25 protein-coding genes are annotated in these 22,035 nt (G+C 36.8%); 7 read left to right on the forward strand and 18 right to left on the reverse strand.

Annotated elements, in window-relative coordinates; genetic code table 11:
- Positions 1–71 precede the first annotated feature (71 nt).
- A complete protein-coding gene (locus CHI06_RS07455) occupies positions 72–257 on the forward strand; it encodes a YlaF family protein (RefSeq protein ID WP_095247796.1) in 186 nt (61 codons plus the stop codon).
- A gap of 35 nt (positions 258–292) precedes the next feature.
- On the opposite strand, the gene CHI06_RS07460 is transcribed toward CHI06_RS07455, so the two are convergent.
- Both CHI06_RS07460 and CHI06_RS07465 read right to left on the reverse strand, forming a co-directional pair.
- On the reverse strand, positions 293–1,090 hold the full coding sequence (locus tag CHI06_RS07460; protein WP_095247797.1) for an inositol monophosphatase family protein: 798 nt from the start codon (positions 1,088–1,090) through the stop codon (positions 293–295).
- Between the two features lie 193 nt (positions 1,091–1,283).
- Positions 1,284–1,478 (reverse strand): hypothetical protein, encoded by a 195-nt coding sequence (locus CHI06_RS07465; RefSeq protein ID WP_095247798.1) that lies wholly within the window; start codon positions 1,476–1,478, stop codon positions 1,284–1,286.
- Positions 1,479–1,655: 177 nt separating this feature from the next.
- On the opposite strand from CHI06_RS07465, the gene CHI06_RS07470 reads away from it, so the two are divergent.
- Complete coding sequence (locus tag CHI06_RS07470; protein WP_095247799.1) at positions 1,656–2,288, forward strand: YktB family protein; 633 nt, start codon at positions 1,656–1,658, stop codon at positions 2,286–2,288.
- 144 nt (positions 2,289–2,432) lie between these two features.
- On the opposite strand, the gene CHI06_RS07475 is transcribed toward CHI06_RS07470, so the two are convergent.
- Positions 2,433–2,705, reverse strand: a complete 273-nt coding sequence (locus CHI06_RS07475) for a UPF0223 family protein (RefSeq protein WP_095247800.1) — start codon at positions 2,703–2,705, stop codon at positions 2,433–2,435.
- Positions 2,706–2,750: 45 nt separating this feature from the next.
- Positions 2,751–3,710: an NAD(P)H-dependent flavin oxidoreductase gene (locus CHI06_RS07480; protein ID WP_095247801.1), complete on the reverse strand. Its 960-nt coding sequence runs from the start codon at positions 3,708–3,710 to the stop codon at positions 2,751–2,753.
- A 203-nt stretch (positions 3,711–3,913) separates the two neighbouring features.
- Between CHI06_RS07480 and CHI06_RS07485 the strand changes: the two genes are divergently transcribed.
- Positions 3,914–5,386, forward strand: coding sequence for an aminotransferase class I/II-fold pyridoxal phosphate-dependent enzyme (locus CHI06_RS07485; RefSeq protein ID WP_095247802.1), 1,473 nt, complete (start codon positions 3,914–3,916; stop codon positions 5,384–5,386).
- A 52-nt stretch (positions 5,387–5,438) separates the two neighbouring features.
- Here CHI06_RS07485 and CHI06_RS07490 read toward each other — a convergent pair whose 3' ends face one another.
- Together CHI06_RS07490 and CHI06_RS07495 are read right to left on the reverse strand one after the other, a co-directional pair.
- Positions 5,439–5,561 carry a GapA-binding peptide SR1P gene (locus CHI06_RS07490; protein ID WP_095247803.1) on the reverse strand — a complete coding sequence of 41 codons (123 nt, stop codon included), beginning with the start codon at positions 5,559–5,561 and terminating at the stop codon, positions 5,439–5,441.
- Between the two features lie 167 nt (positions 5,562–5,728).
- Positions 5,729–6,028 (reverse strand): DUF3055 domain-containing protein, encoded by a 300-nt coding sequence (locus CHI06_RS07495; protein ID WP_095247804.1) that lies wholly within the window; start codon positions 6,026–6,028, stop codon positions 5,729–5,731.
- Positions 6,029–6,189: 161 nt separating this feature from the next.
- Between CHI06_RS07495 and CHI06_RS07500 the strand changes: the two genes are divergently transcribed.
- Entirely contained in the window at positions 6,190–6,624 is a 435-nt protein-coding gene (locus tag CHI06_RS07500) for a DUF1885 family protein (RefSeq protein WP_095247805.1), read from the forward strand.
- Positions 6,625–7,038: 414 nt separating this feature from the next.
- On the opposite strand, the gene lpdA is transcribed toward CHI06_RS07500, so the two are convergent.
- The 5 genes from lpdA to CHI06_RS07530 form a co-directional block, all read right to left on the reverse strand.
- Positions 7,039–8,454, reverse strand: coding sequence for a dihydrolipoyl dehydrogenase (gene lpdA / locus CHI06_RS07510; RefSeq protein ID WP_095247807.1), 1,416 nt, complete (start codon positions 8,452–8,454; stop codon positions 7,039–7,041).
- Positions 8,455–8,457: 3 nt separating this feature from the next.
- Complete coding sequence (locus CHI06_RS07515) at positions 8,458–9,792, reverse strand: dihydrolipoamide acetyltransferase family protein (protein WP_095247842.1); 1,335 nt, start codon at positions 9,790–9,792, stop codon at positions 8,458–8,460.
- A gap of 120 nt (positions 9,793–9,912) precedes the next feature.
- Positions 9,913–10,890, reverse strand: coding sequence for an alpha-ketoacid dehydrogenase subunit beta (locus CHI06_RS07520; RefSeq protein WP_095247808.1), 978 nt, complete (start codon positions 10,888–10,890; stop codon positions 9,913–9,915).
- A 3-nt stretch (positions 10,891–10,893) separates the two neighbouring features.
- On the reverse strand, positions 10,894–12,009 hold the full coding sequence (pdhA, locus tag CHI06_RS07525) for a pyruvate dehydrogenase (acetyl-transferring) E1 component subunit alpha (RefSeq protein WP_095247809.1): 1,116 nt from the start codon (positions 12,007–12,009) through the stop codon (positions 10,894–10,896).
- Positions 12,010–12,350: 341 nt separating this feature from the next.
- The gene (locus CHI06_RS07530) at positions 12,351–13,019 is read right to left on the reverse strand and encodes a YkyA family protein (RefSeq protein WP_095247810.1); all 669 of its coding nucleotides are present in this window, start codon (positions 13,017–13,019) and stop codon (positions 12,351–12,353) included.
- Between the two features lie 185 nt (positions 13,020–13,204).
- Between CHI06_RS07530 and def the strand changes: the two genes are divergently transcribed.
- Positions 13,205–13,759, forward strand: a complete 555-nt coding sequence (gene def, locus CHI06_RS07535; protein WP_095247811.1) for a peptide deformylase — start codon at positions 13,205–13,207, stop codon at positions 13,757–13,759.
- 43 nt (positions 13,760–13,802) lie between these two features.
- On the opposite strand, the gene CHI06_RS07540 is transcribed toward def, so the two are convergent.
- Positions 13,803–14,573, reverse strand: a complete 771-nt coding sequence (locus CHI06_RS07540; protein ID WP_095247812.1) for a Cof-type HAD-IIB family hydrolase — start codon at positions 14,571–14,573, stop codon at positions 13,803–13,805.
- 530 nt (positions 14,574–15,103) lie between these two features.
- Between CHI06_RS07540 and CHI06_RS07545 the strand changes: the two genes are divergently transcribed.
- Both CHI06_RS07545 and rnjA read left to right on the forward strand, forming a co-directional pair.
- Positions 15,104–15,313, forward strand: a complete 210-nt coding sequence (locus CHI06_RS07545) for a DNA-dependent RNA polymerase subunit epsilon (protein ID WP_095247813.1) — start codon at positions 15,104–15,106, stop codon at positions 15,311–15,313.
- 6 nt (positions 15,314–15,319) lie between these two features.
- On the forward strand, positions 15,320–16,987 hold the full coding sequence (gene rnjA / locus CHI06_RS07550) for a ribonuclease J1 (protein ID WP_095247814.1): 1,668 nt from the start codon (positions 15,320–15,322) through the stop codon (positions 16,985–16,987).
- A gap of 152 nt (positions 16,988–17,139) precedes the next feature.
- Here rnjA and CHI06_RS07555 read toward each other — a convergent pair whose 3' ends face one another.
- The 6 genes from CHI06_RS07555 to dapD form a co-directional block, all read right to left on the reverse strand.
- Positions 17,140–17,799: a potassium channel family protein gene (locus CHI06_RS07555; protein WP_095247815.1), complete on the reverse strand. Its 660-nt coding sequence runs from the start codon at positions 17,797–17,799 to the stop codon at positions 17,140–17,142.
- Between the two features lie 70 nt (positions 17,800–17,869).
- Complete coding sequence (locus CHI06_RS07560; protein ID WP_095247816.1) at positions 17,870–18,775, reverse strand: DUF4349 domain-containing protein; 906 nt, start codon at positions 18,773–18,775, stop codon at positions 17,870–17,872.
- A 111-nt stretch (positions 18,776–18,886) separates the two neighbouring features.
- Entirely contained in the window at positions 18,887–19,342 is a 456-nt protein-coding gene (locus CHI06_RS07565) for a TlpA family protein disulfide reductase (RefSeq protein ID WP_095247817.1), read from the reverse strand.
- A 71-nt stretch (positions 19,343–19,413) separates the two neighbouring features.
- Positions 19,414–19,962 (reverse strand): peroxiredoxin, encoded by a 549-nt coding sequence (locus CHI06_RS07570; RefSeq protein ID WP_095247818.1) that lies wholly within the window; start codon positions 19,960–19,962, stop codon positions 19,414–19,416.
- Positions 19,963–20,115: 153 nt separating this feature from the next.
- Complete coding sequence (locus tag CHI06_RS07575) at positions 20,116–21,234, reverse strand: N-acetyldiaminopimelate deacetylase (protein ID WP_095247819.1); 1,119 nt, start codon at positions 21,232–21,234, stop codon at positions 20,116–20,118.
- A gap of 62 nt (positions 21,235–21,296) precedes the next feature.
- A complete protein-coding gene (dapD, locus tag CHI06_RS07580) occupies positions 21,297–22,007 on the reverse strand; it encodes a 2,3,4,5-tetrahydropyridine-2,6-dicarboxylate N-acetyltransferase (RefSeq protein ID WP_095247820.1) in 711 nt (236 codons plus the stop codon).
- Positions 22,008–22,035 lie beyond the last annotated feature (28 nt).

Raw genomic sequence — 22,035 nt, forward strand, 5'->3', positions numbered from 1 at the left:
CAGGGTTTTAAAATCCAACATTTACCTATAATACAGCCATTTATTTAGATGACGAAGGGGACTAGCTAAAAATGAAGCAAATTAAATGGATTTTTGTTTTTTACGCTATACTTGCAACCGTAAGTATTATGGGAATTGGTGTGGCAATTGGTGAAGAAAGTATTTTAGGAATCATCGGCAGTATCATGGCATTAATACTTGTGATGGGCTTCGGTTTTAAAACAAAAGCTAAATTTAGAGCTAATGGAAAATTATAGGAAAATGGTAAAAAGAAGCCTATTTAGGCTTCATTTTACCATTTCCCTTCTTTTAAATAATCATTTATGATGGTTGGGTGTAATCCTGGTTTTGCGACGAGCAGTGAATCTTTTGAAAGGAAATCTAGCTTTTTCCCTCTTAGATTGGTTACAATACCACCTAATTCTTCAATAATAACAGCACCTGCAGCCACATCCCAAGGGGAAAGTCTCATCGAAATATAGGCATCGACTCTTCCCGTTGCCACAAACACCATTTCAAGTGCAGCAGTACCATATGATCTTGTACCTCTTGCCTCTTTAACCAGTGGTATTAGCAGGTTATGGTCAATACGATGGTTTTCCATTACCCAACTTGCATTTAATGCTATGATTGATTCATTAACTGTCACTTTATTTAATGGAGGCAGCTGGGTTTCATTCATAAAGGCTCCTTTACCACTAATTGCATGATATAATTCACCGTGAGCAACATCATAAATAATCCCAATTTTACCAATACCATTTTCATAAACACCTAAAGATATGGCAAAATTTCGCTGTTGATGAATAAAGTTCATTGTCCCATCAATCGGGTCAATAATCCATACAACTCCATCAAGATTACTTACTTCATCCCCAAAACCTTCTTCACCGAATATTCTATGGTTCACGAAAGTCTTTCTGATTTTATTAATAAAAAATTGTTCAATTTCCTTATCTATATTGGTTACTAAATCATTGGGATTTGATTTGGTTTGGATATTTAACGTCTTAGAAAAAGAATCCCTAATTTTATCCCCAGCTTCCAATACCCATTGCTTAGCTTGAAGATCAATGTATTCCCAGTCCATATTTTCCCTCCCATAATATGTATTATCCTTAGCTTAATCAAAATTAGGTAAGCCTTCAACTTTTAACAATCCTATACTAACAGGGCAAAACAATAAACGAACTCTCTACTTCCCTACTCAGAGTTCGTTTTATAATTTCAATATAAATTTCTTTATTTTCATTCTAAATTGTATCCCCTTTGAAAACAAATTATCAAAGAGCTTTTAGTTTTAATAACTCCAGGCGGATTTTCTCTAACTTTTGTTTGCATTCCTTCATCTTTTTTTCGTTTTTTTCTTCAAGAGCTTCAAATAATGTTGCCAGCTCATAATCCATTTCTAATCGTAAATATGCCATTCTTTCCTTCTCGCCAACTTTTTTTAGTGAAGTATTCATTAATTGTTTCATTTAAGCTTTCTCCTTTCAATCGTTTTTTAATTTTTCAGACTATTTTTAGTAATATAATATGAGCCACCATGCAAGGTTGCAACAAATATGTGCGTTAACCTATATAAGCAGTTCGTTTCAAGAATTTTCGCCAGTATGCTACAATGAATGACAAATGTCTGCATATGGAGGTTCATCATGGACTTTAAAAACTTTACTAATGAAGATTTCGATGTTTTTCAAATAGATGGATTAGAGGCAAGAATGGATGCACTTAAAGAGAGAATCCGCCCTAAATTAGAAAGTCTAGGACAGTATTTTGCACCTGCGTTAACAACTTTGACTGGGGATGAACTATTTGTTCATGTTGCCAAACATGCTAGGAGAACGATTAATCCGCCAAAAGATACATGGGTTGCATTTGCAAATAATCCACGTGGATACAAAATGCTTCCACATTTTCAAATCGGACTGTGGAATACTCATGTATTTATTTGGTTTGCTGTTATTTATGAAGCACCCCAAAAACAAGATTTTGCGAAAAGATTTACCAAAAAAATTAATAAAATTTATAAGGAAACACCAATAGACTTTGTTTGGTCATTAGATCATACAAAAGCAGAATCGGTGCCACATGGAAATCTTTCAAAAGAAGATTTACGTGGCATGTTTGAAAGGCTGGAACAAGTGAAAAAAGCAGAAATATTATGCGGATATGAAATTAAGCGTGATGACGTTCTTAAATTAAGCGAAGAAGACTTCCTACAGCGAATTGACTATGTTTTTAATAAAGTTGCACCTTTATATAAAATTGCTCTTAATATCAAATAAAAGACGAATAAATCAATAAACTTTGTACGGGCTCTCATCTCTCTTGTGAGTGACCACTGCTACTCTTTTTATAACATTTCGGGCTCTCATCCTATAAGAGCTCTAAATGAAAAAACTCTGAACCTAGTTCAGAGTTTTTTCTCATTATTTCATTTTAATCCTATCACCAAAAGAGGCATCTTTTGCTTTTTTTATTGCCCGATAGGAAGAATAACCACTCATTTCTTCAAATTCACCACAAAGTGTTTTTTCTTCTGCTTTACTCGGTACGATTTCTTTAAACCTCCGGTAAATATTCATGAGTTCTTCACGGTCAATTCCTTTTTCATATGCTCTTTCAACAGCCTCGTAGAACTTAATTACATCAACAATTTCATCGGTTGTCCAATGGTAATCAATTGGGTATTGGTATTCCAAGTTGTTTTCACCTGCTTACTTTATTTACATATATGTATAATACCCTTATTTTGCCCATTTTCCACGAATTTGCTCTGCATCAGTAATCATTCGATTAAATAATTCTTCAACGGTTGGTATATCCTTAATGAGTCCCATCACTTGACCTGCCCATGCAAAACCCTCACTTTCTACTCCATCATGTATATATCGTTTGTTTGCCTGTCCGCTAATATAATTCTTCAATTGATCATAACCGCCGTTTTCTTTTTCAATATCTAAAATTTTATCTGTCCAACTATTTGAAATAACACGTGCTGGTGCACCTAGTGTACGTTTAATTATCACTGTATTAGCTTCTGAGCCCTCAACTAGTCTTTTTTTGTAAAGATCATTTGCATGTACACATTCCTTTGTTGCAATAAATCTCGTCCCCATTTCAATTCCTTCTGCTCCTAAACTGAGAGCTGCCATTAGTCCTCTGCCATCTCCAATACCACCTGAGGCAATTACAGGGATAGAAACTGCATCAACCACTTGAGGGATTAATACCATCGTTCCGATATCATCCCGTCCAAGATGGCCGCCACCTTCCTGCCCCACTACCATTACTGCATCTGCGCCTAATTCTTCAGCCTTTTCAGCCTGCCTCCTAGCCGCCACAAGAACTAATTTTTTAATCGATGTTCCTTTTAACTGTTCAAATATCGGTGCAGGATTTCCACCTGTCATAGAAATAACCGGCACGTCTTCATCAATGGCTACTTGAAGCATTTCTTCAAAGGGGCGATTATGCTGTCCAATTGCGTAATTTACTCCGAATGGTTTATTAGTCAGCTCCTTAACTTTTCTAATTTCCTCCCGAAGTTGATCCGGATTATCTAGAGACATTGCAGTAATTTGACCAAGTCCACCTGCATTGGAAACAGCTGCGGCAAGTTCAGAATAGGCTAGATGAGCTAAACCTCCTTGTATTATAGGATATTGGATATTAAGTATTTCAGTAACTCGCGTTTGCCAATTCAATGAAACCCCTCCTAATTATTGTTACCATCATATTTCGCTCTTAAAGGTTAATTTTCCTGTTTAATTGAGAAACTAACGTAACACTATAAAAAGTGGTTTAACATTGACACAAAATTCTATGCAAGCGCTGGTATTAGTGCTATAATTCATTTGTTTTGTATTTATCTAAAAGCAATTTGTATATAAAGAGGTGTGGAAATAAATTGTCTCAAAACCAAACACCGTTATTTAGCGGTTTATTAGAACATGCAAAAAAAAATCCTATCCAATTTCATATCCCTGGTCATAAAAAAGGTGTTGGAATCGATCCTGATTTTAGAAACTTCATTGGTGATAATGCCTTATCGATAGACCTCATAAATATCGGTCCACTCGACGACCTTCATCAGCCAAAAGGTATAATTAAGCAAGCACAGGATTTGGCAGCTGAAGCATTTGGTGCAGATAGAACCTTTTTTTCAGTCCAAGGAACGAGCGGCGCGATTATTGCTATGATCATGGCTGTTTGTGGACCTGAGGATAAAATCATTGTACCAAGGAACGTTCATAAATCAATCATGTCTGCTATAGTCTTTTCCGGTGCAATCCCTGTTTTTATTCATCCGGAAATTGATGAGGATCTAGGTATATCTCATGGAATCACGACTGATTCCGTTGAAAAAGCACTAAATCAACATCCAGATGCAAAAGCTATCCTTGTGATTAACCCGACATATTTTGGAATTTCGGCAGATTTAAAAAGAATAGTCGAAATTGCACACTCACATAATGTCCCAGTCCTTGTGGATGAAGCACATGGGGTTCATATTCATTTTCACGATGATTTGCCTCTATCTGCTATGCAGGCCGGTGCTGATATGGCTGCAACGAGTGTCCATAAACTAGGCGGATCAATGACACAAAGCTCTATATTAAACGTAAAAGAAGGCCTTGTTTCAGCAAAGCACGTCCAAGCAATTTTAAGTATGCTAACTACAACTTCAACCTCCTATTTATTACTTGCGTCTCTTGACGTTGCTAGAAAACAATTAGCAACCAGAGGAAAAGAATTAATTGATAATACGATTAATCTTGCACAATTAATTAGAAAAAGAATTAATGAAATAGATCATCTACATTGTGTTGGGGAAGAAATATTAGGTTCAAAAGCAACTTTTGATTATGATCCAACTAAATTAATTATCTCTGTAAAAGAATTAGGATTAACTGGTTATGAGGTTGAAAAGTGGTTACGTGAGAAACACAATATTGAAGTAGAAATGTCTGACCTTTATAACATTCTTTGTATCATTACAATTGGCGATACAGATTTAGAAGGCGAAATTTTGGTAAATGCGTTAAAAGACCTTGCCCAGGAACGAGAACACCTAGAGGAAAAGTTCGAACCTATCCAAGTTCTTCTTCCTGATATTCCTATTCTTGCATTGACTCCAAGAGATGCTTTTTATGCAGATACGGAAGTTATTCCATTTGAACAGTCAGAAGGAAGAATTATTGCAGAATTTATTATGGTTTACCCTCCAGGAATTCCAATTTTCATTCCTGGTGAAATCATCACAAAAGAAAACCTGCACTATGTTCGAGAAAATCTCGAAGCTGGTTTGCCTGTTCAAGGGCCAGAGGATGATGAGATCAAAACCATCCGTGTAATTAAAGAATATAAGGCTATAAAATAAAAATACAGGATTCCATTGAGGAATCCTGTTTCTATTTTAAGTTTGATATTTTTTATCGTTCTTCTTCTGAATGATGACCGTCGCAACAATTACATCTTGAATAGAGAACTGTTACTTTTTCATCTTCGAAATGATCAATTGTTGAGTCGCAAGCTTGGCATACGATTGTACCCATTATTTTCAATCCCCTTTTCATTTTGAAATGTTCATTACATTGAAAACGTTTTATTGTTGTTAATTTAATAATAATATAACACATTAGAATTATCAAGCCTAAATTGTATGTCACATTTAATTATTTTCAAACAAAAAAGACCTATAAATAGGTCTTTTACTTTCAAATTATTCATATTGGGTAACAAATGGGATTTGCGGAAGGGTTTCACTGAAGAATTCAGCCAAATCTGCGGCTTGTTGTTTATCTGGAATCCGGAATACATTTTGAAGGTATTCAATGTCTTCAATTTCTTTAGGGTCGAGGAGAGTAGAACGGCCAGTTTGCATGCAGACAACTAGGGGTTTACCAAAAAACATGTTTGTGTAAATAATCCCAAAATCATAACGAGTATGTTCAGTGGTAAATCCAATAAACCTAACTTTTACATTTTCATGTTCATCATAGAGCTTATCAAATAATTCCATAAGTATCCTCCTTTTTATAATAATATTTAGAATATTATTATAATTTATTTTTTCATATAAAACAAATGACATTTATGTGTCTTAATGTTGTCACCATGGTTTTTACAATGCTAGAATAAAGAAGATATCAAATGATCAAATGGGACATAGGGGGGATGAAGATGGCTGAAAACGCATTTATTAAACTTGTGCCTTCATCTGCAAAGCAAACAATTTCTGTAGAAGAAGTGAAGGAACTCTTAAATTATTATAAAGATATTACTGGTAAAACAGGAAATCAAGTTGATTGGGAATATGGTGACTCTGCTTTTCCTTACGTAATTAAAGAAAAAGATCAAGGAAAAGGAAAATGGTTTTATTTACATTCTACTAATGAACGCTATTACGCAATTTTAATTGGTGTAGATCAGGAAAGTATTCGTGATGAAGATGGTACTGATAGAATTCAAACCTACATACAAGTTACTCTTCCAGAACAATCCACGTTCGGTGATAAGGGGAAAGCAAATGAATTCTGCAAATTCCTTGCAAAGAAATTACAAGGTGAGCTGCACCTTTTCAATGAGAGAATCATGTATTATTATCCAAGGAAGTAATAAAAAAGGACCAACTCCCATCCCGGGAGTTTTTTAATGCGTTAAAAGCGCGAGTGTATAGTGTATGGAAGTATATATCATGAGGCTAAAAGATGTAATAAATAGTGTTTTGGAAGTTGATTGGGTAACTCTGTTACAAAGGACAAAGGCTAAATAAAAAAACACAAAAAACATGAACACCTTGTATAGTAGTTGATCATGCTTCGACATCCATTCAATCAGTGTAAAAGCACTCCATATTATTAATTGCAGTATAATCACAACATACATTCGCATTTTTTATCACCACTCAACATCTTTTCTTAAAAATAAAGATTGTAGTGTTTTAAATATATGCTCAGAAGTATTAATTTATCATTCGATTGAAAATAAGAAAGTCCTTTCCACTATCTAGGGAAAGGACTTTCTTTTTAGCTATTTTAAAACATGAATTGGAGTACCCATTGCTACTTCAGCAGCTTCCATGGTGATTTCTCCTAATGTTGGGTGAGCATGAATGGTCAAGGCTAAGTCTTCGACTGTCATTCCTGCTTCAAGAGCCAACCCTAGTTCAGCAATCATATCAGATGCGCTTGCACCGGCAATTTGCGCACCGATCAAGACACCATCTTCTTTACGTGAAACTAATTTAACAAAACCTTCTCCACTGTCTAGTGAAAGAGCACGGCCATTTGCTGCAAATGGGAACTTTGCAGAATTAACTTCAATACCTTCTTCTTTTGCTTGCGCTTCGGTATAACCTACGCTAGCAAGTTCAGGATCTGAGAAAACTACTGCAGGGATACCTAAGTAGTCAATTATAGCATTATGACCTGCTATCGCCTCTGCCGCGATTTTCCCTTCATAAGAAGCTTTGTGAGCTAATTGAGGACCTGCAACAACATCACCGATTGCATAAATATTAGTGACACTAGTTCTGCATTGATTGTCGATTTCAATCAATCCACGGTCAGTGACCTTCACACCAATTTGGTCAAGTCCCATTTCATCCGTATTTGGACGACGTCCAACCATAACAAATACGTAATCTGCTTCAATTTTCTTTTCTTCGCCTTTAACTTCAAAGGTTACAACCACACCATTTTCAGTTTCTTCTACACCCTTAGCCATGGCCTTCGTATAGAATTCAGCACCTTTTTTCTTCATTGTTTTCTTAACAAGGGCAGCCATTTGCTTTTCAAAAACTCCTAGGCCTAAGATATCATCCGCACCCTCTAAGATTGTTACTTGAGTACCAAAGTTTGCATAGGCACCGCCAAGTTCTATTCCGATGACACCGCCGCCGATGACTACGATTTTTTCTGGAACCTCTTGTAGATTCAATGCACCCGTTGAATTTAGTACTCGTTTTGAGTATTTAAATGTTGGCAGTTCAATTGGACGAGAGCCTGATGCAATAATCGCATTTTTGAAGTTGTATGTTTGGGCAGAATTTTCGCCAATCACTCGTAATGAATTACCATCAACAAAGTATGCTTCGCCACGAACGATGTCAACTTTATTTCCTTTTAATAACCCCTCGACACCGCCAGTTAATTTCTTTACAATTCCAGCTTTCCAATCTTGAACCTTTGAAAAATCAACTTTCACATTTTCAGCTGTAATTCCAAATGAATCAGAGTGCTTCGCAACTTCGTATCGGTGTCCAGCAGCAATTACTGCTTTCGACGGAATACAACCTACGTTTAAACAAACTCCGCCAATATATTCCTTTTCAACAATCGTAACTTTTTGACCTAACTGCGCTGCACGAATAGCAGCCACATATCCGCCGGGACCAGCGCCTATGACTATAGTGTCTGTATCTATTGGAAAATCTCCTACTACCATTTGTTACGCCTCCATTAACAATAGTTCTGGATCGTTCAATAATCGTTTAATATGATTTAACGCATTTTGAGCAGTCGCTCCATCAATCATTCTGTGGTCAAAGCTTAATGACAATGCTAATACTGGAGCAGCTACGATTTCACCATCACGTACGATTGGTTTTTCTGCAATTCTACCTACACCAAGGATGGCTACTTCAGGATGGTTGATAACAGGTGTAAACCATTGTCCCCCAGCAGAACCAATATTTGAAATCGTACAAGATGCCCCCTTCATTTCATTAGGAGCCAGTTTGCCATCACGTGCTTTTCCAGCTAATTCATTGATTTCATTTGAAATCGTAAATACGGATTTACGGTCTGCATCTTTAACAACTGGTACTAATAATCCTTTTTCCGTATCCGCTGCAATTCCAATATTATAATAGTGCTTATGAATAACTTCACTTGTCGCATCATCAAGTGATGTATTTAATGCAGGGAATTCACGTAAAGCACTAGTTAACGCTTTTACGATGTATGGTAAGAAGGTTAACTTGATACCCTTAGCCGCTGCAACTTCTTTGAATTTTTTACGATGTGCAACAAGTTTGGTTACATCGATTTCATCCATAAGTGTTACGTGTGGTGCGGTATGTTTTGAATTTACCATTGCTTTTGCAATTGCTTTTCTGATTCCGCTCATCTTCTCACGAGTTTCAGGATATTCTCCTTGTGGAATTGGAGCAGCTTTTGGAGCCGCCTCTGCCTGAGCAGCTGCTGGTGCTGGAGTTTCTGCCGCTTGTGGTGCTCCTGTAGCTGCACCGCCGCTTAAGAATGCATCAATATCACTTTTCACGATGCGACCATTTTTACCTGAGCCAGGAACTTGTGTAATTTCCACACCTTTATCACGGGCATATTTCCGAACAGATGGCATAGAAATAATTTTGCGATTAGGGTCTACTTCCACTTGTCCTTGTGGTTGTGTCACACCAATACCATAAGCAGGTGGTGCCGGTGGTGGTGTTACAGGAGCATCTTGCACTGCAGCAGGTGCTGGAGCAGCTGGTGCTGCTGTTTCTTGCTTCGGTGCCTCTTCAGTATGATCGTCACCTTTAAATTGCAGGTTTTCATATCCTGGAGCATCAAATGTTACTAGAACCTGTCCTACAGTAGCTACAGTTCCTTCTGCTACTTTCACTTCAATAACAGATCCTTCAACAGGAGATGGAATTTCAACGACTGCTTTATCATTTTGGATTTCGCAAAGGATATCATCTTCTTGGACTTTATCACCTGGCTTTATGAACCATTTAACAATCTCGCCTTCATGAATACCTTCACCAATGTCAGGCATTTTAAATTGGAATGTGGTTGCGGTTGCGCTCACTGCGATTCATCCTCCTATTTATGCATATTTTCGAACGTTCAAATATAAGAAAAAGCGGGAAACAGGAATCCTATTCCCCATCTTTCATTAGAAATTTAATACTTTTTTAGCTGTTTCAATTACATCTTTATAGTTTGGAAGCCAAGCTGCTTCAGCCTGCGGGAAAGGATAAATAGTGTCTGGCGCTGCTACACGCAATACAGGTGCTTCTAAACTTAAAATAGCACGATCACTAATTTCAGCCACAACATTTGCCCCAACACCAGCTTGCTTTTGTGCTTCTTGAACCACAATTGCACGCCCTGTTTTTTCAACAGAAGCAATGATTGTTTCAATATCGATTGGGCTAACCGTACGCAAGTCAATAACTTCAGCAGAAAAGCCTTCTTTTGCTAATTCTTCAGCTGCTTTCAATGACTCATGAACCATCGCACCGTAAGTAATAATCGAAATATCAGTACCTTCTCGTTTCACATCCGCTTTTCCAAGTGGAATTGTATATTCACCTTCAGGAACTTCTTGACGGAAAGAACGGTATAATTTCATATGCTCAAGGAAAATAACTGGATCATTATCGCGAATAGATGAAATTAGTAAACCTTTGGCGTCATAAGGTGTTGACGGAATAACTACCTTTAAGCCAGGTTGTTGTGCCATTAAGCCTTCCAAGCTATCAGCGTGCATGTCTGGAGTATGTACGCCCCCTCCAAATGGTGAACGGAATGTTATTGGAGCATTGAATTTGCCTCCAGTACGATAACGAAGACGAGCCGCTTGACCAGAAATAGAATCCATTACTTCATAAACAAAGCCAAAGAATTGGATTTCCGGAACGGGACGGAAGCCCTGTAAGCTCAGACCAACTGCCAAACCGCCAATTCCTGATTCTGCAAGTGGTGTGTCAAATACACGATCTTCACCAAATTCATTTTGCAGCCCTTCCGTTGCACGGAAAACACCGCCGTTTACGCCAACATCTTCCCCGAATACTAATACATTCGGATCATTTTTCAGTTCTACACGCATTGCATCTGTAATTGCTTGAATCATAGTCATTTGAGCCATGGCTTACTTCGACTCCTTTGCTTTATATATTTCATATTGTTCTTCTAAGTTATAAGGTAAATCTGTGCTAGTAATAGAGATTAGATCAGTCACCTTTTGTTTAGAGGCAGCATCTGCCTTTTTAAGTGCTTCTTTAATATCTTCTTTTGCCTGCTCAATTACTTCATTTTCTTTTTCCTCATTCCAAAGACCTTTCTTTTCAAGGAATTTACGGAAACGTACAAGCGGATCTTTCTTTTCCCATTCATTATCGAGTTCAGCTGTACGATAACGTGTTGGATCATCTCCGGCCATTGTATGTGGACCATATCTATATGTTAAAGTTTCAATAAACGTAGGTCCTTCACCGTTAACTGCACGCTCACGTGCCTCTTTAACTGCTGCATACACTGCTAATGCATCCATACCGTCTACTTGGATACCAGGAATACCAGCTGCAACTGCTTTTTGAGCAAGTGTTTTTGCTGCGGTTTGCTTTTCAACAGGAGTCGAGATAGCAAAACGGTTATTTTGAGCAATAAAGATAGCTGGCGCTTTGAAAGCTCCTGCAAAGTTCATTCCTTCATAGAAATCACCTTGAGAGGTTCCGCCATCGCCTGTATATGTAAGAGCAACAGCTTTAACTCCACGTTTTTTCATGCCTAATGCAACACCTGCTGTTTGTACGTACTGAGCACCAATAATAATTTGAGGGATAGCAACATTTACTCCATCAGGAATCTGTCCGCCTTCAAAATGGCCTCTGGACCATAAAAATGCTTGGTATAACGGAAGACCATGCCATACGATTGGCGGTACGTCACGATAACCAGGTAATATAAAATCCTCTTTTTCAAGCGCAAATTGTGAAGCTAATTGTGATGCTTCCTGTCCTGCAGTTGGTGCATAAAAACCAAGACGTCCTTGGCGATTCAATGAAATCGAACGTTGGTCCAAAATTCGTGTATATACCATTCGGCGCATTAATTCCTGCAGCTGCTCGTCACTTAGGTTTGGCATTGCTGCTTCATTAACAACTTCGCCTTCTTCATTTAAAATTTGAAGCGTTGTAAATTGATCTTCTACTACTTCAAGTACTTTTTTAGCATCGACTTGAGCGTTCTGAGTTTTAGAAGCCATTCGTCACATCTTCCTTTCTTTCATTACAAAAATGTAAAAATAAATTCACTCGTATTAGATTACCCAAAAATCTTAAACAACATAAACGATTATTCACTTTAATCGTCCGTCGTTCTGTACTATTACTTTTAAAAAAATTAATGGTACAATAAATAATTCCATATTGAGTTTACATCATCTAAATACGCTCGTCAAATACTATGTTTTATTATTTTTTAACATTTCTACAGTAATAACTAAATGTTACTTTAAACCTCTGTATCACTCACCACTTTATTCTGTTATATCAATATATTTTCATTTATGCAAAAAAAAATCGACCATGGCAGCCGACTTTTTTCTTACTTCTCATCATTTAGATTTAGACCTGATTCTTTGTAAAATTTAAGCTTCTTCTCATTATATTGTGCTGTTAAATCATTGAATTCTTCATTTGCATCCAGTACCTTTTGATAGGTAGAATTTAAATCCGCAACTTGTGCTTCAAGCTTGTCGTAAGAAATACTTTCCTCTTTAAGCATTAGATATAATTCTTTATCACGATCTAGTGCACTTGAATATTCCTTTGAAAGCCTATTATGTAATTGGTATCTTTTCTTCATTATTTTCGATAAATCTTCTGCTTTATCCTTTTGTTCAGAATCCTTTATATTACTTATTATTTCTTCAGCTTTCTTAAATTCCGTTTTAGAAGCATTTATACTGTCAATTTCCAGTTGTAAATGGTTTTTCCTTTTTTCAATAATCGAAAGAGCTTCGTCAGAAAGTGTGACAATCTTTTCATGCTGCTTCATCCCTAAAGTCATAATTTCATTATAAATTTCCTTTTCTTGCCTTTCTAACTCTACTAGCGGTTCTTGCTGCTCTTCAAATTCTTTCTCTGCATCCACAACATTTTCTAACACTTGATACAGCTTTTCAGTTGAATACTCATTGCTATTGCAGCCAGTTAATAAGAAACCACTAATTACTACCGCTAAAATAATTCGTGTAATTCTAATAATAGACAAGTCGCAACCCCCTTACTGATTACAATTCCTACTATATCTATACTTCTTATTTTTGACAATATCCATTGGAAATTCTCTAACATTAATCAGAATAATTGTTGATACTTACAATTAACTTTTGAGGAATAGTCTGATAGACTAATGAATATCAATATCTTTAGTTTATAAACAGGAGTGAATCAATCATGTTAATGATGGATGATATCATTCGAGACGGCCATCCTACACTAAGAAAAGTAGCAGTTGAAGTACCTATGCCGCCATCGGAGGAAGACAGAAAAATACTTGAAAGCCTTTTAGAATATGTAAAGAATAGTCAAAATCCTGAAGTTTCTTTACAAAATGGATTACGGCCTGGAATCGGTTTAGCTGCACCACAGATAAACGTTTCCAAGCGCATGATTGCCATTCACCTCCATGACGACAAAGGCAGCTTGTATAGTTACGGATTGTATAATCCCAAAATTGTCAGCCATTCAGTAGAAAAAGCCTATTTAGTTTCTGGGGAAGGCTGTCTTTCTGTAGATGAAGACATTCCAGGTTACGTAGAGAGGTTTGCTCGAATTACTGTGAAAGGAATTTCGCTAGAAGGAGAAGAGGTGAAGCTTCGCCTAAAGGGTCTCCCAGCCATTTGCTTTCAACATGAAATTGACCATTTAAACGGAATTATGTTTTATGATCATATTAATAAAAAAGACCCTTTTAAACCAATTGAGGGTGCAATCGCAATCGAAAGATAAAAAAGGCGCAAGTGCTCCCTGGCTCTTGCGCTTTTTTTACTATTTAAATGAGTTGTAATTCCTTCAATCCATTCCAAATGCCATCTTCCGATACATCGGTAGTAACCAAATTTGCAAGTGCCTTAGCCTCTTGAACACCATTCCCCATTGCAACTCCAGTTCCAACCGCTTTAAGCATTTCTAAATCATTCAAGCCATCACCAAATGCATAAACATCTTTCAAGTCAAACCCTAATCTGTCAATCATTTTCTTTATCCCTTCAGCTTTAGATCCACCTTTAGGTAAAATATCAACTGAATAGGGATGCCATCTTATAAAATCAAATTCAGGGAAATTTTCAAAGTAGAACTTTTCCTCGTTTTCTTTACAAAAAAGTAAGGATTGGTAAATCTCATTGTCGATAAAGAAAGATTTGTCCTCATCAGGATGTGGAAATAATAAGCTGCCCATACTAGTTTCAATATATGAATGGTAATGGGTAGTAGCCTTCATGGTTAATTCATTCATAAATATCAATGGATGTTCGTTCGTCTTTGTATCCAGTAGAAATCTTTCTAACTCAGATTGTTTCAGCGGATTCTTATAAATCGCTTCGTTTTCAAACACAACATATTGCCCATTAAAACTCACATAAGAATCTATATCCAGCTCTTTTTTTAAGCTTGTAAACATAAATGGCGCTCTACCGGTTGCAATCGCTACAAATACACCATTCTCCTTTAATAATTGGATTGCTTTTTTTGTACTCCTTGGGAGTTTTTTTTCTTGATCAAGCAATGTTCCGTCTATATCAAAGAAAACAATTTTTTTCATATAATTCTAACTCCTCTTTGCTTTTTCAATTATGATTAAGCTTTACAATAATTTCTCAAATAAACACTAATCATAAGAAGAATAATTGTCAATTTATTAAACTTTCTTCATTCTGCCATGTTTATCCATGAAAGATTTCTTGTTTATTCCATATAATATTAGTATAAAAATCCCTAAATAAAAAAAAATCTACAATATCTATCATGGCTTGCTTTACATTGGACAAGGATCGTTTAAAATAGGAAGTAAGGAGATGATCCACTATGTTAAAGAAGCTAAGAAAGAAGCTCTTAAAACAGTGGAAAGATTTACTACGAAAAAAATCAATTGCTTAACAACAACTTTTTTCGAGCCCTTCAAACTTGCGAAGGGCTCATTCCTTATTGTAAATTGATTATCAGCGTATTTATTTACATATTTTTCTATAAGCCCAAATGCTTACTTTTTAGGCGAAAAGTGAAATTAAATGAAAAAAATGTAATTATTTAATATAATAGAAAAAGTCACGATCGATTAAGGAGCGATTTATTATGGTATTTAAAGTTTATTTTCAAGAAAGAATTACCGAAGTCCCTGTAAGAGAAAAAACAAAGGTTCTCTATGTGGAGGGAGAATCTGTTAGAGATGTCCGCAAGAAAATTGCAGATCGGGGATATAACGTTGAATTAGTACAACAAGTGACAGGAGCATTTTTAGAATATGAACAACAAAATGAAGATTATAAAGTATTGGAGATTTGATAATTTATGAAATTTGTAAAAAATGACCAAACTGCCGTTTTTGCCTTAGGTGGTTTGGGCGAAATTGGAAAAAACACATATGCAGTACAATTTCAGGATGAAATAATATTAATCGATGCTGGAATTAAATTTCCAGAGGACGAGCTATTAGGAATTGATTATGTTATCCCGGATTACACCTATTTAGTCAAAAATGAAGACAAGATAAAAGGATTATTTATTACTCACGGACACGAGGACCATATTGGCGGGATTCCTTATTTACTGAGAGAAGTAAATATTCCAATCTATGGCGGGAAACTTGCTTTAGGATTAATTAAAAATAAACTAGAAGAGCATGGTCTCTTAAGGACTGCAAAACTAATTCCCATTCAAGAAGACGATGTGATAAAATTCCGCAAAACGTCTGTTTCTTTTTTCCGAACAACACACAGTATTCCTGATTCTTATGGAATTGTCGTAAAGACACCTCCAGGACAAGTTGTTCATACAGGGGACTTTAAATTCGACTTTACACCGGTAGGTGAACCTGCAAATTTAACGAAGATGGCAGAAATCGGTAAAGAAGGTGTATTGTGCTTACTTTCAGATAGTACAAACAGCGAAATTCCTGAATTCACAATGTCTGAAAGACTTGTTGGTGAAAGCATTGATGATATTTTCCGAAAGGTCTCAGGACGGATTATATTCGCAACCTTTGCATCTAATATCTATAGGCTGCAACAAGTTGTGGAGGCTGCAGTTGCAAATGGAAGAAAAGTAGCCGTTTTTGGTCGAAGTATGGAATCAGCCATTAATATAGGTCAAGAATTAGGATATATTGTTGCACCAAAAGAGACATTTATTGAAGCGAATCAAATTAATCGACTTCCTGCAGATAAAGTTACAATTCTTTGTACTGGAAGCCAAGGTGAAGCTATGGCAGCCTTATCTAGAATTGCTAATGGTACTCACAGACAAATACAAATTATCCCGGGCGATACAGTGGTATTCTCATCTTCACCTATTCCAGGGAACACGATCAGTGTAAACCGGACCATCAACATGTTATTTAGAGCAGGAGCTGAAGTTGTTCACGGGAAACTAAGCAACATTCATACCTCCGGTCACGGTGGTCAAGAGGAACAAAAGTTAATGCTGCGCTTAATAAAGCCAAAATTCTTTATGCCGATTCACGGTGAATATAGAATGCAAAGAATGCATGCCAAGCTTGCTGTCGACTGTGGTGTGGAAGAAGAAAATTGTTTTATCATGGATAATGGTGAAGTATTAGCACTTTCTGAGAACAGTGCGCAAGTAGCAGGGAAAATTCCTTCCGGCTCCGTTTATATTGATGGAAGCGGTATTGGCGATATTGGGAATATTGTTTTACGTGACAGGAGAATCCTTTCGGAAGAAGGATTGGTCGTTGTGGTGGTCAGTATTAATATGAAAGACTTTAAAATCGCTTCAGGACCTGATCTTATTTCTAGAGGGTTTGTCTATATGAGAGAATCTGGTGATTTAATTAACGACGCTCAAAATCTGATTACGAAGCATTTAAATAAAGTAATGGAACGCAAAACAAGTCAATGGTCAGAAATTAAAAATGAAATTACTGATACCTTAGCACCATTCCTTTACGAAAAAACAAAGCGCAGACCAATGATTTTACCTATCATTATGGAAGTATAAGAAAAAGGAAGCGCCTTTTAGGCGTTTCCTCTTTTTTTGTTGTCTTTTTATCAATTTTAAAATGATGAGAGCCCGTAATCTAATTAAAAGTGATGATGTGATCACTCATAAGGATGATGCGGAAGCGCCTATATAGGGCGCTTCCGCTTTTCTTATTGCATTACCTTTCTCTCAAACCGATCGATGTCTTCATCGGTACCAATAACAATTAATACATCATTCGCTTGGATATCTTCATTTGCCTTTGGAGACACGATGATATCCATGCCTCTTTTAATCGCAACAATATTTAACCCATATTTCTTTCGAATGTCTAAATCAATGATGGTATGACCTCTTATCTTACTGTTTGCTACAATTTCAACAATACTATGTTCATCGGATAACTCTAGATAATCTAACACACTGCTTGAAGCCATATTGTGAGCAATTCTTCTACCCATATCTCTTTCAGGATGAACAACTTTATCTGCACCAATTTTCACAAGTACTTTTTCATGATAATCATTCTGGGCTTTAACGGTTATATGAGTTACTCCTAGCTCCTTTAAAATCAAAGTGGTTAAAATACTCGATTGAATATCATCACCGATTGCGACGATTACATGATCAAAATTACGAATACCGAGGCTCTTTAGGACTGCCTCATCCGTTGTATCTCCGACAGCAGCATGAGAGGCAATCATGGCGTATGCATTTACTCTTTCTTCGTTTTTATCAATTGCGAGCACCTCAAAACCTTCATCAGAAAGAGTTCGGCAAATACTCCCGCCAAATCGACCTAATCCTATTACTGCAAAATTCTTCCTCACTACTATTCCCCCACAAAAATCAATTATCCATTTTCATTTTAGCATATCCAATTTAGTTGAATGTACTAATTTAGTTATTGTCTTTTCTTTTCCGAACTTTCTTGATATATAGCGTGATGAAAACAGCAGCTATTGCTATGATTCCTAAAATAGGTAGATTACCAACGATAAAAACAATAAAACCTGAAATTGCGGCTAACAGCATGTTAGTACTTTTCATAAATTGTTTTTTTGTTTTATCCCAAGTATTAAGATCTTCATCTTCAAGATTAGGCACAATGACTTTATTTTCATAAAGTGAAATATGGATGGTTGAAAGTGAGGTTTGATTTTCTAGGTATTTCATTCTCCCTTGTATCGTTTCAATATCCTCTTGTACTGCAGCAAGGTCAGCTGAAATCTTTAAAAGATCTTCTGTTTTCTCTGCTGTTTTCATGAATAAGGTTAACCGTTCTTCTACTACTCTTTTGGACTTTAGTCTGGACTCCAGGTCGACAAACTCTTCGGTTACATCTATTCCAGTAATATTTCTCTGTAGGACCTCAGCTGCCTGACCCTCAGCATCATGCAAAAAGGCTTGGAAATTCTTTTGGGGTATCCGAACGGTGATTCGTCCACTAACTTGCTCTACTCCATCTTTTGATACATTAGACTCAGAGATATAGCCGCCATACTTAACTACTTGAGCTTCTATGTTTTGTATAGTTTGTTCAAACTTTTTCACACGAAGCTGTAAATCTGCTTGATAGATGACCATTTGATTAGGGACCTCTAATTCCACCTGCGCTGCTGCCTCTTGTTTTGTACTATTATCTAATGCTACTTGTGATTTTTCTTCCATATCAGCCTGTCCTGAATCCATTTCCGCACTTTGGTCACTGCTCATCTTCGCTTCTTCACTTTTACTGTTAGAACTGCAAGCAGCTAGGAAAAGACATAGAGAAATCAAAGCAAGTAATCTCACCATTTTTTTCATGTAACTTACCCCCTTTTGTCTATTTATTAATATCGACGATAGAAAGTTCATATAGTTACATAAAAATAAAAAAGACCGCTCGTTGAAAACGAACAGTCACCTGTATCACACTTATTCTGTTTTCTCTAATTCGTCTAATACACGGTTAACTCTTTTTTCGAGCATTTTCATGCCGCTGCCGCCTGCTTGGAAATGGCGAAGTTTCCCCTCACGGTCAAATACATAATAAGCAGGAACATATTGATTTTCAAATGCCTCAGCAAGTTTATGTTCACTATCAACAAAAATAGGCTGATTAATTCCATGTTCTGCGGCTACTTTTTTAATTTGCTCCATATTTAAGTCCTCTTCAGACCTTGGCATATGAACAGCCACTACATTTAATTTATCTTTATATTGATCTCGGAATTGATTAACCTGCGGCATAGCTTCTTTACATAAGTAACAGCTGACGGACCAGAAATGGATCAGAGTTGGTTTCTCTCCAACTAAATCCTCTTTTGTAACTTCCCCATTTAACCATTCCACTGCTCCAGATAATTCTGGCATTGGCTCACGTAATTTCATGACGTATCTCCTTTTTAAAAAAGACCTAACTCAAATTGTTAGGCCATCATCTTTATATTTTTCAGTATTAATTAAGCATTAAGTGTTGCTTGTCCTGGCTTCCAGTTAGCTGGGCAAAGTCCGCCAGTTTGTAGTGCTTGAAGTACGCGTAATGTCTCATCTACATCACGGCCAATATTGTTGTGGTTAACTACAGAATACATTAATTCACCTTCTGGGCTGATGATGAATAAGCCGCGAAGCGCAATACCTTCTTCTTCAATTAAGACACCGTAGTCGCGAGCAACCACATGGTTGGTATCTGCTGCTAACGGATAGTTTAGTTCACCCAGACCGTTGTTTTTGCGGTCTGTATTAATCCAAGCAAGGTGTGTATGAATAGTATCAGTAGAAGCACCGATTACAACTGCATCAAGATCATCAAATTCTTCATAACGATCTGAAACTGCTGTAATTTCTGTTGGACAAACAAAAGTAAAGTCCATTGGATAGAAGAATAAAACAGTCCATTTGTCGTTTTTGATGTTCTCTTCAAGGCTTACTTTTCCAAATTCTTTGTTCGGCAAGACTGCATCCATTTCAAATCTAGGTGCTTGCTTTGCTACCATACGTTCTGGCATGTTAATCCCTCCAAATGATTAATTAGTTCCTTCATTGGTTTACCCTTTTTACATAAAGAATAAACGACGATATGTAACAATCTTTTCTAATTTTCAGTTTAACATTTACAGACAAAAGAATAAAATAATACGCCTATCTTGCGGAAATTAACATCAATTTCCTTTAAATGTTAGATAACTGGTGAGCATATTTATAGCGACTTCTATTGCTTCTTCGTTCGGATTTAATTTAGCATGGTGGAGACCATACGGGGAATCCACTCCCAGCCAAAACATTAAACCGGGTATTTCCTTTAACATGTAACCGAAATCTTCACCGGTCATGGCTTCACTGCATTCGATAACATCAATAGTGGTCTGTTCTTTCATAAATTGTATGAAATCTCTTGTAATATTCTCATTATTGTATACCTGGTGGTACATGGACCCGTAATCAATAAGGGCTTCACATTCAAAGCTGGTTTCTATCCCTTTCACGACAGCATTGATTCGTTGTTTGACCTTATCCATTGAATCATCAGATAGTGTTCTTATGGTTCCCTCAAGTCTTGCCTTTTCAGCAATAATATTCTGCACAGTACCGCTAGTAATTTTGCCAATTGTAATCACTGCACTATCTAATGGATTTACATTACGTGATATGATTGTTTGCAGCTGACCTACAAGTGAACAGGCCGCAATCACCATATCATTTGTTAGATGTGGATAGGCTGCGTGTCCACCCTTGCCTTTTAGGTCAATAAACAACTCAGATGTATTTGCAAATAATAATCCCTCTTTTAAGGCAATAGATCCGACAGGATATTCGGGTGCGATATGGAGGGCAAAAATAATATCCGGCTTCCATTCCTGCATGATGTCGGATTTTAGCATTGGTTCTGCACCGCCTGGCCCCTCTTCAGCAGGTTGAAAAATAAATAGCAGGTCATCCTCAATTGGATTTTGTACAAAGTGTGTTAAAACACCAAGAGCGATACTCATATGAAAGTCGTGACCACAGGCATGCATTTGTTCCTGATGTGTTGAAGAGAATTCTAATCCTGTTTCCTCAACAATCGGTAGACCATCAATATCGGCACGATAGCCGATTATTTTTCTAGGATGAAAACCCTTAACCTTAACAAAAAGTCCTGTTTTCCATTTTTTTATGGATACTCGCTCCTGTGATAAGGTTTCTAAATATGATAACAAATATGCTTGTGTTTTATATTCTTGGAATCCTAATTCTGGTATGAGATGAAGATCTCGTCGAATCTTAACAAAAGGGTTCATTCTTGTCCACTCCTATACTAGAAAGAAAGCGTGGAAATTATCCACGCTCCTTTGTCATAATTCTATAGTTGGCGAAGTTCTTGCATGATTTCGGTTTTTGATTTTGTCTTCTCATCGATATCCTTAATTTTCCTTGCAGGGGTCCCAGCTACAACTGTATAAGGAGGAACATCCTTCGTAACTACTGCACCAGCAGCAACTACCGAGCCTTGTCCAACTCTAACACCTTCTAATACTACTGCATTTGCACCAATTAGAACATCATCTTCGATTATAACAGGTTGTGCGGATGGCGGCTCGATAACACCAGCTAAAACGGTCCCAGCACCAATATGACAGTTCTTCCCAACGGTAGCTCTGCCACCAAGAACAACACCCATGTCGATCATTGTTTTTTCACCAATAACAGCGCCAATATTAATAACTGCACCCATCATGATAACCGCATTATCCCCAATTTCTACCTGGTCACGAATCGTTACTCCCGGTTCGATTCTAGCATTAATATTTTTAGTATTTAGTAATGGAATCGCTGAATTGCGGCGATCATTTTCAACTACGTAATCTTCAATTTTTCCTTGGTTTGATTCTAACGCAGGGTTAATATCTGACCATTCACCAAAAACCACACCGGTATTACCATTAATAAAAGTTTTAGAATTGCTTCCAAAATCGATACCTTCTAAGTCACCTTTTACATAAACCTTTACAGGTGTTGATTTTTTACTGTTTTGAATAAAAGAAATAATTTCATTTGCATCCATCATTTTCATAAGTATTACCTCCAACTAGAATTAAAAT

It is taken from the genome of Bacillus sp. 7884-1 (genome assembly GCF_002272245.1).
Taxonomy (GTDB): Bacteria; Bacillota; Bacilli; order Bacillales; family Cytobacillaceae; genus Neobacillus.